Below are 11036 nucleotides of genomic sequence, written 5' to 3'. Positions count from 1 at the left end.
TTGGTCGCAATTGCCCCGTTTTTCCCGTCCTCAAAGCGTTGTAGTTGTTGCGGCTTCACCATGAAAAAATTGCCTCTTGATGTGCGTAAATGGAATTGTCCGGAATGCCAGACAAGCCATGACCGTGACATTAATGCGGCACGGAATATAAAAGCTGCCGGGCTGGCAGCGTTAGCCCACGGAGAGCCTGTAAATCCTGAATCGCATCAAGCGGCTTAGGTTCGACTCAGTGAAGTGGGAATCCTCGCCCTTTAGGGCGGGGAGCAGTCAATGTTTTCTCCGCAAGTTAACGTGCATTATCACTCTTCGTTATATAAAAAATAATATAACGTCGCGCGGAAGCTTGTCATGCGGTTTATCGGCACAGTGGGAGATAACTTGAGAAACACCCGCCGAACGACGCCGACGGGTAGAGTGAAGAGGTGGTGCTAGGTGCGATTCTGTTTAGAATGACCCGCTTTGGAGAAAATGTTGAACACTTCCGCCAAGCCATAGATCAGGCCGAGTATGATGGCCATAACAACCGGCACCATCACTACGGCGAACAGCAAACTTTCCAATAATTCCAACATGGTAGCCTCACTTAACTGCCATTGAGCGGTAATGAACACCGCCACCTGTACTTTACTTTAAACCAAAACAAGCACTAGAACGTGGTTATTTTAAAGACTGTGCGAAATTTGTAACCGGCCAAACGTGCCATTTGGCGCTTTGCCCACAAATCGGCGACAATAAGTCTTTTGCAGCCGACAGGACGTGTTATGCAGGCCGAAATTCTTCTTACTCTAAAACTCCAGCAAAAACTGTTCGCCGATCCGCGCCGTATCGCGCTGCTTAAACAGGTCCGCCACACCGGTTCCATCAGTCAGGGGGCCAAACTGGCAGGTATCAGTTATAAAAGTGCCTGGGACGCGATTAACGAAATGAACCAGTTGGCGGAACAGACGGTGGTAGAGCGCGCTACCGGTGGTAAAGGCGGCGGCGGCGCTCAGGTCACTCACTATGGTGAGCGCTTGATCCAGCTTTACGATCTGCTGGGGCAGATCCAGCAAAAAGCCTTCAACGTACTGCAGCAAGACAACCTGCCACTCGATAGCCTGCTGGCGGCGATTTCCCGCTTTTCCCTGCAAACCAGCGCGCGCAACCAATTTTTCGGTACCGTGATCGAACGCGACCATCAGCAGGTGCAGCAACATCTGGATATTTTACTTAACGACGGTAAAACCCGTCTCAGTGCCGCCATTACCCAACAAAGCGCCGATCGGCTGCAGCTCTCGCCCGGTAAAGAAGTGCTGGCATTGATTAAAGCGCCGTGGGTAAAGCTGAACACCGATCCGGCATTGGCCGGGGCAGCAGACAACTCGCTGGCCGGCGTAGTGGCCAGTATCCAACCGGGTGCCGATCACAGCGAAGTATTGGTCACGCTCACCGGGGGCGAAACCCTGTGCGCTACCCTGACTACCCCAGAGTTGCAGCAACTTAAACTGCGCCCCGGCAGCGCGGTGTACGCCATGTTTAACGCCGACCGGGTGATTGTCGCCACGTTGTGTTAAACGCAACGTAACGTTGCATTTTTGCCGATTGACATCACCCTGCAATGCGCCTATTTCTAAACAAAATAATTGCATAAAAAGGAACAGGTGATGTCGTCGTTGCACATTTCGCAAGGTTCATTCCGTTTAAGCGATACCCGCACCCTGACACTGGATGCGCTGGCTATTCAGGCCGGGGACAGTTGGGCCTTTGTCGGCGCCAACGGCAGCGGTAAGTCAGCCCTGGCTCGCGCACTGGCCGATGAGCTGGTGTTATTGAGCGGCGAGCGGCGCAGCGATTTCAGCCATGCGGTGCGTATCTCTTTCGAGCAGTTGCAAAAACTGGTCAGCGATGAATGGCAACGCAACAACACCGACCTGCTGAGTCCTGGCGAAGAAGACACCGGCCGCACCGTGGCGGAAATCATTCAGGAAGAGCTCAAGGACCCAGCCCGCTGCGCGCAATTGGCCGAACAGTTCGGCATTACCCCGCTGCTGTCACGCCGCTTCAAATATCTTTCTACCGGCGAAACCCGCAAAACCTTGCTGTGCCGGGCGTTGATGCCGCAACCCGACTTGCTGATCCTCGATGAGCCTTTTGACGGGCTGGATGTCAATTCGCGCGCCCAGTTGGCTGCGCTGCTGAGCGACCTTTCGGGGCATGGCTATACCCTGGTGCTGGTACTCAACCGTTTTGACGAAGTACCGGACTTTATCCGTCAGGTGGGCGTATTGGCAGACTGTACTTTGGCAAGCCAGGGAACGCGGCAGCAGGTGATGGCGGACGCACTGGTCGCTCAACTGGCACACAGTGAAAACCTGGATGGCCTGTCGCTGCCGGAAACCGAGGATCCGGCGCAAAAAACCACGCTGCCAGCAGACCAACCCTTAATCACCCTGCGCGATGGCGTGGTCAGTTATAACGATCAACCGATCCTCAATCATCTTGACTGGCAGGTTAACCCCGGTGAGCACTGGCAGATCGTCGGCCCGAACGGCGCCGGTAAATCCACCCTGCTCAGCCTGATCACCGGCGATCATCCTCAAGGGTACAGTAACGATCTCACCCTGTTCGGCCGCCGTCGCGGCAGCGGGGAAACCATCTGGGATATCAAACGCCATATCGGCTACGTCAGCAGCAGCCTGCACCTGGACTACCGCGTCAGCGCCAGCGTGCGTACCGTCATCCTGTCCGGTTTCTTCGATTCGATTGGCATTTATCAGGCGGTGTCCGATCGCCAGCGGCAATTGGCCGACCAATGGTTGGCATTGCTGGGGCTGGGTGGCTCAAAGGGTGAAGCCCCGTTCCACAGCCTGTCCTGGGGCCAGCAACGGTTGGCATTGATTGCCCGCGCGCTGGTCAAACACCCGGCGCTGCTGATCCTCGACGAACCGCTACAGGGGTTGGATCCGCTCAATCGCCAACTGGTGCGCCGTTTTGTCGACGTGTTAATCGGCCAGGGCGCAACCCAGCTGTTGTTTGTCTCGCACCATGCAGAGGACGCGCCACAGAGTATTACCCACCGTCTGAGCTTTGTGCCTGACGGCGACGGCTACCGCTATCAACGCGATACACTGATCTGAAAAATCCGGATGGGTGGCTTTACCCCTCATCCGACGACATATCCGGCAACACTTCCCCGGTAACACATCACACTTGGCCTTTTATCATAAGGGGAAAGGATTCGTTTCTGGAGACACTATGTCCGCCGCACTGATTATTATCGATCTTATCGAGGATCTGATTGGCCCCAAAGGACGCGCAAATCATTGCCGTGAACAGGTGATCGCGCAAAATCTGATCGCCAACACCAATGCCGCTGCGGCTTACGCTCGGGTACGTAAAATTCCGGTGATTTGGGTACGCGTCGGCTTTGCCGATGACTATCACGATATTCCTGCCCATTCGCCGCTGTTTAACCACCTAAAACAGATCGGCGCGCTGCGTTTAAGCAGTCCGGGTTGCCAGTGGGATAAGGATTTGCAGGTCTTACCGGCGGATTTTCAGTTCGAAAAGAACGGTGTTTGCGCCTTTGCCGGTAACAATTTGTTAGCCTGGCTGCAGCAGCATCACTGCCATCATTTGTTGCTGGGCGGCGTCAGTACCCCGCTGGCAATCGAGAGTACCGCCAGACAGGCGCACGACGCCGGTTTTCAGGTCAGCATCTTGCAGGACTTGTGCGCCGCACCGACGCTGGAAATTCACCAGCAGAGCCTGGATATTCTGCAGAATCTAGCGGAGATCAGCCGATCGGCGGCCTGGATGAAAGGCTGAACGCACTATTTGAGCCACTGCACCGACCTTTACCATCATTTCCCTGTGCTACTATCCACATTAGCGCTCAACTTCGCCATCTTCGCACGCCGCAAGGGCACTGAGCGCCGTGTACATATTTTAAAGGGACATAGTTATGTGGGGCGTACTGGCTACGGGGTTATTCTTTTTGCCATTTAACCGGCTTATCGCCTGGTTGATTCTGGCTGCATCGGCAGGAATGGGGATGTACCACGGGGTACTGACCCCGCTCAGCCTGGCGTGTTTATTGGTCATTGCCGCTCTCGCGGGGCTACGGCATTATTATCGTGACAAACGTCCACTTGCCTTGCTGCTGGAAATTCTACTGGTTTCCTGTTCCCTGGCTTTGTTTTTGCATCTGATCCCAGGCATTAACAATTTCAAAGCCGTTGATGGCGACAAAGCTGGTCCATTAAGTGCGCCGTTCACCATGTATTACAACTTCGACAAGGCGCTGGTGCCTTTCCTGCTGTTTGCCTGCTTGCCTACGTTGTTTACCGCACAAACCGGTAAAAGTGCTAACAGATCCGCTTGGATCGCGCTGATTATCAGCGTTCCGGTCTTGCTACTGGTGGCAGTGGCACTCGGTGGTTTAAAGATTGAGCTGCATACTCCTTGGTGGATCTTGCCGTTTATCATGGCCAACCTGTTCTTTGTCTGTATGGCCGAAGAAGCCTTGTTCCGTGGCTATCTGCAGCAACGCCTCAGCCAATGGCTGGGCGCCTGGCCGGCATTGATTATCGCCGCACTGATCTTCGGCGCAGCGCACCTGGCCGGCGGTATGCTGATGGTGGCTTTCGCTACGCTTGCCGGGCTGATTTACGGTCTGGCGTGGATGTGGAGCGGCCGCCTGTGGGTGCCGATTCTGTTCCACTTCGGGCTTAATCTGACTCATCTGCTGTTGTTCACTTACCCGCTGTACCAGCACCCCTGATACTCAGAACCGGCAGGTAAATCCCTGCCGGTTCTGCCGGTGAAAACGCTATCACTCGTCCCTGATTGTTACTTTCCCTGCTTTATTCCCCCCTGGCGTACTGGCCGTATTCTTGCTTATGTCACACTGTGTAAACGATTCCATTTTTCGCTCTAGATCACCTTTTTACTCCCAAGGGCATGCTATATTTTTGGCCATAGTTATCCATTTATATGAGTCAAAGGTGCGTTAGCGGCAGGTGAAAGCGATTACACGCAGCCGTAGCGACCAAGAAAAAGGAACCGTCATGACGGATTTTAATCCCATCGATCATCCCCATCGCCGCTACAACCCGCTGACCGGCCAATGGGTATTGGTCTCCCCACACCGCGCCAAGCGTCCCTGGCAGGGCCAGCAAGAAGCCACACAGACTGAAACGCTGCCGCAGCACGATCCGGACTGCTTCCTCTGCCCAGGGAATACCCGCGTCACCGGTGACAAAAATCCGGACTATCAGAACACCTATGTGTTCACCAATGACTTTGCCGCGCTGATGACAGACACTCCGCTGGCGCCGGAGAGTCAGGATCCGTTAATGCGTTGCCAGAGCGCTCGCGGCACCAGCCGGGTAATTTGCTTCTCCCCCGATCACAGCAAAACTCTGCCGGAGCTAACGCTGCCGGCTCTGGAAAGCGTGATCGCCGCCTGGCAGGAACAGACTGCCGATCTGGGACGCAGCTATCCGTGGGTGCAGGTTTTTGAAAATAAAGGCGCGGCGATGGGCTGCTCCAACCCACACCCGCATGGTCAGGTTTGGGCCAACAGCTTCCTGCCGAATGAAGCTGCACATGAGGACCGCCTGCAACGCGAGTATTTCCAGCAGCACCACTCCTCAATGCTGTTGGACTACGTGCAACGCGAACAGGCTGACGGCAGCCGTACCCTGGTGGAAACCGAACACTGGCTGGCAGTAGTGCCCTACTGGGCCGCCTGGCCGTTTGAAACGCTGTTACTGCCGAAAACCGCAGTGCAACGCATTACCGATCTCAGCGCCGCACAAAGCAGCGATTTGGCGCTGGCATTGAAAAAGCTCACCAGCCGTTACGACAACCTTTTCCAATGTTCCTTCCCCTACTCCATGGGCTGGCACGGCGCGCCGTTCAATGATGCGGATAACCGCCACTGGCAGCTGCATGCCCATTTCTATCCGCCACTGCTGCGTTCCGCCACGGTGCGTAAATTTATGGTGGGTTATGAGTTGCTGGCGGAAACCCAGCGTGATCTGACTGCAGAACAGGCCGCAGAACGTCTGCGTGCCGTTAGCGATATCCATTACCGTGAAGCCGGAGCCAAAAAATGAGTTTGAAGAACCTTACCCACGCCCTGTTTACCGAACGTTTTGGCTACGCGCCCACGCTGACTATTCAGGCCCCGGGCCGGGTGAATTTGATCGGCGAACACACCGACTATAACGACGGTTTTGTGCTGCCGTGCGCCATTGACTATCAGACGGTGATCGCCTGCGCCAAACGCGACGATCGCCAGATCCGTGTGATCGCCGCCGATTATGAAGGCCAGCAGGATCAATTCTCGCTCGACAGCCCGATCGTCAGCCACCCTGATCAACGTTGGTCGGATTATGTCCGCGGAGTGATCAAACACCTGCAGCAGCGTAACGCCGATTTTGGCGGCGCGGATCTGGTGATTGCCGGTAATGTACCGCAGGGTGCCGGCCTCAGTTCTTCTGCCTCGCTGGAAGTTGCCGTTGGCCAGGCCATGCAGGCGCTGTATGCCCTGCCGCTCGATGGCGTGGCACTGGCGCTCAATGGTCAGGAAGCGGAGAACCAGTTTGTCGGCTGTAACTGCGGGATTATGGATCAGTTGATTTCCGCACTCGGTGAAAAAGACCATGCCTTGCTGATCGATTGTCGCTCACTGGAGACCCGGGCGGTATCGGTGCCGGAAGATATTGCCGTGGTGATCATCAATTCCAATGTAAAGCGCGGGTTGGTGGACAGCGAATACAACACCCGTCGCGAGCAGTGTGAAGAGGCCGCACGCTTCTTCGGCGTCAAGGCACTGCGCGACGTCAGCCCGGATCTGTTTTTCCCGATCCAGCATGAGCTGGATCCGATCGTCGCCAAACGCGCACGCCACGTGATCAGCGAAAACGCTCGAACCCTGGCCGCAGCCGATGCGCTGGCCGCCGGTGATATGAAACTGATGGGCAAATTGATGGCAGAATCACACGCCTCAATGCGTGATGATTTTGAAATTACCGTTCCGCCGATTGACCGGCTGGTGGAGATCGTTAAAGCAGTTATCGGCGATCGCGGCGGTGTACGCATGACCGGCGGCGGCTTTGGCGGCTGTATCGTGGCCTTGATGCCGTTGGCGCTGGTGGAGCCGGTCCGCGAAGCCGTGGCACGCGAATATCCTTTACAGACAAACGGGCTGAAAGAAACCTTTTACGTCTGCAAAGCATCAGAGGGGGCCGGTACATGCTAAGCGACAGCCAGACGCTGGCTCCGGATGGCCAGCCCTACCAGTTAACCCAGTTAAAAAACGCCGGCGGGATGACCGTTACGCTAATGGATTGGGGCGCTACCTGGCTTTCCGCCGTGCTACCGCTGAAATCAGGCAAAACACGTGAACTGCTGCTGGGTTGCCAAACACCGGCGGATTACCTGCAGCAGGCCGCCTATCTGGGGGCTACCGTCGGTCGCTATGCCAACCGTATCGCTAACGCCAGCCTGTTGATTGATGGCAAGCCGCATCCGCTGGCGGCCAATCAGGGGGAACACCAATTACACGGCGGGCCGGAAGGCTTCAACACCCGTCGCTGGCGGATTGTTCAGCGGGATGAACAGCAGGTGAGCTACGCGCTGCATTCGCCAGACGGCGACCAGGGGTTTCCCGGTAACCTCGACGTGCAGGTCAACTACCGCCTCACCGCAGATAATCGCCTGGAAATCAGCTATCAGGCGCAGACCGACAGCGCCTGCCCGGTCAACCTGACCAACCATGCCTACTTCAACCTGGACGGTGCCGGCACCGATGCCCGTCACCAGCGGCTGCAACTGTTTGCCGACCGTTATCTGCCGGTCGACAGCGAGGGGATCCCCAGCGCCTCCCTTACCCCGGTGGAAGGCAGCGGCATGGACTTCCGCCAGCCGAAAACCCTGCTGCAGGATTTTTTGAGCGATCGCGACCAGCAACGGGTAAAAGGCTACGACCACGCCTATTTGCTGCACCGCACCTGTGGCGCGCTGGATTGCCCGGCGGCTCACCTGTGGTCGGCCGATGGCCAGGTACAAATGAGCGTGTTCACCAGCGCACCGGCGTTGCAGCTCTACAGCGGCAATTATCTGGGCGGTACTCCGGCACGTGATGGTGGCAGCTATGCCAATTACGCCGGTGTGGCGCTGGAAAGCGAGTTTTTGCCAGACAGCCCAAACCACCCGGAGTGGCCACAACCCAGCTGTTGGTTGCAGCCAGGGCAGCAATATCTCAGTGCCACCCATTATCAGTTTTATCCTATTTGACCCGCTACGCCCCTTGCCACGCGGCAGGGGGCCGTTTGTTATAAATGCTTACCTTTTTACCCTTCCCCCTCGCGGGCCGCTGCCTTTCCTTATTCCAAAGTGCGCACTAGAATCAGGCTACGGTGATAAGCACAACACCTTGTGCAACGTCACAATTTTCGGCCACCCCGGCCGGTCAATAGCTGAAGGAACACCTATGCGTCTGATTACTGCACTTCCATTACTGGCAGGTTTACTGCTGAGCACCAACCTGATGGCTGCCGACACTGCGGCAAAAACGCCGTCACCGGCGCAGGCTGCACAACAGAAACGCATGACCGATTGTAATCAACAGGCCTCCAGCAAAACGCTGAAGGGCGCGGATCGCTCCACCTTTATGAGCACCTGCCTGAAATCCGAAGGCACCACTGCGACCAAAACCCTGACCCCGCAGCAGCAGAAAATGAAGACCTGTAACGCCGACGCCAAGACCAAAAGTCTGACAGGCGACGCACGTAAAACCTTTATGAGCACTTGCCTGAAAAAATCGGCCTGATTACCTCATTCTGACGCACGGCTAAATTCCCTTTAGCCGTGCTGCTTTCCCGTCCGACGCTCGCCTGATCGATTCAGCTTTTCCTCGGCACAGCACTTACTTTGCGGCAAGAAATTGGCTATGGTTAAACACTATCGATTGCCGAGCCACCGGCCGCGGCAATATAATGATTTTCGTTATCATTGAAATGTCAGATTATTAAGGAGTTAAGCTATGGCTGTAACTAAGCTGGTTCTGGTGCGTCACGGCGAAAGCCAGTGGAACAACGAAAACCGCTTCACCGGTTGGTATGATGTTGATTTGTCCGAGAAAGGCCGTACTGAAGCGAAAGCTGCCGGCGAACTGTTGAAAGAAGAAGGTTTTGCTTTTGACTTTGCTTACACTTCCGTACTCAAGCGTGCTATCCACACCCTGTGGAACATTCTGGACGAACTGGATCAAGCCTGGCTGCCGACTGAAAAATCCTGGAAACTGAACGAACGTCACTACGGTGCGTTGCAGGGTCTGAACAAAGCTGAAACCGCAGAAAAATACGGTGACGAGCAGGTTAAGCAATGGCGTCGCGGCTTCGCCGTTACCCCACCAGAGCTGACCAAAGATGACGAACGTTACCCGGGCCACGACCCACGTTATTCCGCGCTGACCGAAAAAGAACTGCCACTGACCGAAAGCCTGGCACTGACCATCGATCGCGTGATCCCTTACTGGGACGAAGAAATCCTGCCACGCATCAAAAGCGGCGAGCGCGTTATCGTTGCCGCTCACGGCAACTCCCTGCGTGCGCTGGTGAAATACCTGGATAACCTGAGCGAAGATGAGATCCTCGAACTGAACATCCCAACCGGCGTGCCGTTGGTGTATGAGTTTGACGAGAACTTCAAGCCAACCAAACGTTACTATCTGGGCAATGCCGACGAGATCGCTGCTAAAGCGGCCGCCGTGGCAAACCAGGGTAAAGCGAAGTAATTTTCGCCCGTTGATCTAAAAAGCCCCCGGTTTGGCCGGGGGCTTTTTTTTATGGCGCAAAGCGGGGCTTTACTTGTTGCGACGCACTTTCACAGCTTCCGCCAGTTCGCGCAGAACAGTTTCGGTGTCTGACCAGCCGATGCAGGCATCGGTGACGCTCTTGCCGTAAACCAGCGGATCGCCGCTTTCCAGGTTCTGGTTGCCTTCCACCAGATGGCTTTCAATCATCACGCCCATAATCGCCTTTTCACCGCCGGCAATCTGTTGGCAGACATCTGCGTTCACTTCCAGCTGCTTTTTGAACTGCTTGCTGCTGTTGGCGTGGCTGAAGTCGATCATCACCTGTGCAGGCAGACCCGCTTTGACCAGGCCTTCTTTGACTTCTTTCACGTGTGCCGCGCTGTAGTTCGGCTCTTTGCCGCCGCGCAGAATGATGTGACAGTCGCCGTTACCGCTGGTGTTAACAATGGCCGAGTGGCCCCATTTGGTTACCGACAGGAAACAGTGCGGCGCGCTGGCGGCGTTGATGGCGTCAATCGCCACCTTGATGGTGCCGTCGGTGCCGTTTTTGAAGCCAACCGGGCAAGACAGGCCGGAAGACAGCTCACGGTGCACCTGGGATTCGGTAGTCCGTGCGCCGATCGCGCCCCAGCTCATCAGATCCGCCAAATACTGCGGGGTGATCATGTCGAGGAATTCGCCGGCAGCCGGCAGGCCAGAATCATTGATATCCAGCAGCAGCTTACGCGCCAAACGCAGACCGTCGTTGATCTGGAAGCTGTTATCCATCTGCGGATCGTTAATCAGCCCTTTCCAGCCAACGGTAGTGCGTGGCTTTTCAAAATAAACGCGCATCACCACTTCCAGCTCGCCGCTCAGTTCCTGACGCAGCGCCAGCAGGCGACCAGCGTACTCTTTGGCGGCTTTGGTATCGTGGATCGAGCAAGGGCCGATCACCACCAGCAGGCGATCGTCGCTGCCACGTAGGATCTGATGAATGGCATTGCGTGCCTGTGACACCGTCTCTGCTGCGCGTTCAGTGGCCGGAAACTTTTCTAACAGGGCCACCGGTGGCAGGAGTTCCTTAATTTCTTTAATGCGTAAATCGTCATTTAGGTAGTTCATCACTTTTCCATTCGGTATCGAGAGGCGTTATTTCGCAGAGCGTAGATCAGACCAATTTAGCCTGTGAGGATAACGCTGTAAATCACCTTTGCCGCCAGCAGAATGAACGTCCGAATTAACAGCA

General features: G+C 55.7%; 12 protein-coding genes. 10 read left to right on the top strand and 2 right to left on the bottom strand.

Annotated elements, in window-relative coordinates; genetic code table 11:
- Positions 1–219, top strand: a 219-nt coding sequence (locus E5C26_RS06670) for a zinc ribbon domain-containing protein (protein WP_167796622.1), incomplete at its 5' end; no start/stop codon positions are given.
- 209 nt (positions 220–428) lie between these two features.
- Here the strand turns inward: E5C26_RS06670 and E5C26_RS06665 are convergent.
- Complete coding sequence (locus E5C26_RS06665; RefSeq protein WP_135315584.1) at positions 429–572, bottom strand: AcrZ family multidrug efflux pump-associated protein; 144 nt, start codon at positions 570–572, stop codon at positions 429–431.
- 189 nt (positions 573–761) lie between these two features.
- On the opposite strand from E5C26_RS06665, the gene modE reads away from it, so the two are divergent.
- The 9 genes from modE to gpmA all read left to right on the top strand — a co-directional run bounded on the left by modE (position 762) and on the right by gpmA (position 9787).
- Positions 762–1553, top strand: coding sequence for a molybdenum-dependent transcriptional regulator (gene modE, locus E5C26_RS06660; RefSeq protein ID WP_135315583.1), 792 nt, complete (start codon positions 762–764; stop codon positions 1551–1553).
- Between the two features lie 90 nt (positions 1554–1643).
- On the top strand, positions 1644–3116 hold the full coding sequence (modF, locus tag E5C26_RS06655) for a molybdate ABC transporter ATP-binding protein ModF (RefSeq protein WP_135315582.1): 1473 nt from the start codon (positions 1644–1646) through the stop codon (positions 3114–3116).
- Between the two features lie 118 nt (positions 3117–3234).
- Positions 3235–3807, top strand: a complete 573-nt coding sequence (locus E5C26_RS06650) for a cysteine hydrolase family protein (RefSeq protein WP_135315581.1) — start codon at positions 3235–3237, stop codon at positions 3805–3807.
- A 136-nt stretch (positions 3808–3943) separates the two neighbouring features.
- Positions 3944–4762, top strand: coding sequence for a CPBP family intramembrane glutamic endopeptidase (locus E5C26_RS06645; RefSeq protein ID WP_135315580.1), 819 nt, complete (start codon positions 3944–3946; stop codon positions 4760–4762).
- A 286-nt stretch (positions 4763–5048) separates the two neighbouring features.
- Positions 5049–6101, top strand: coding sequence for a galactose-1-phosphate uridylyltransferase (gene galT / locus E5C26_RS06640; RefSeq protein ID WP_135315579.1), 1053 nt, complete (start codon positions 5049–5051; stop codon positions 6099–6101).
- Positions 6098–7249: a galactokinase gene (gene galK, locus E5C26_RS06635; protein WP_135315578.1), complete on the top strand. Its 1152-nt coding sequence runs from the start codon at positions 6098–6100 to the stop codon at positions 7247–7249. Before galT ends, galK begins: the two co-directional genes overlap by 4 nt.
- Positions 7243–8286, top strand: a complete 1044-nt coding sequence (gene galM, locus E5C26_RS06630) for a galactose-1-epimerase (protein ID WP_135315577.1) — start codon at positions 7243–7245, stop codon at positions 8284–8286. Before galK ends, galM begins: the two co-directional genes overlap by 7 nt.
- Positions 8287–8482: 196 nt before the next feature.
- Positions 8483–8821 (top strand): PsiF family protein, encoded by a 339-nt coding sequence (locus tag E5C26_RS06625; RefSeq protein WP_135315576.1) that lies wholly within the window; start codon positions 8483–8485, stop codon positions 8819–8821.
- A gap of 213 nt (positions 8822–9034) precedes the next feature.
- Entirely contained in the window at positions 9035–9787 is a 753-nt protein-coding gene (gene gpmA / locus E5C26_RS06620) for a 2,3-diphosphoglycerate-dependent phosphoglycerate mutase (RefSeq protein WP_135315575.1), read from the top strand.
- Between the two features lie 69 nt (positions 9788–9856).
- Here gpmA and aroG read toward each other — a convergent pair whose 3' ends face one another.
- Positions 9857–10912, bottom strand: coding sequence for a 3-deoxy-7-phosphoheptulonate synthase AroG (gene aroG, locus E5C26_RS06615; protein ID WP_135315574.1), 1056 nt, complete (start codon positions 10910–10912; stop codon positions 9857–9859).
- Positions 10913–11036: the final 124 nt, after the last annotated feature.

The organism is Serratia proteamaculans, assembly GCF_004684015.1.
In the GTDB taxonomy this organism is placed as follows: Bacteria; Pseudomonadota; Gammaproteobacteria; order Enterobacterales; family Enterobacteriaceae; genus Serratia; species Serratia proteamaculans_F.
This window is presented reverse-complemented; position numbering and strand designations above follow the sequence as displayed.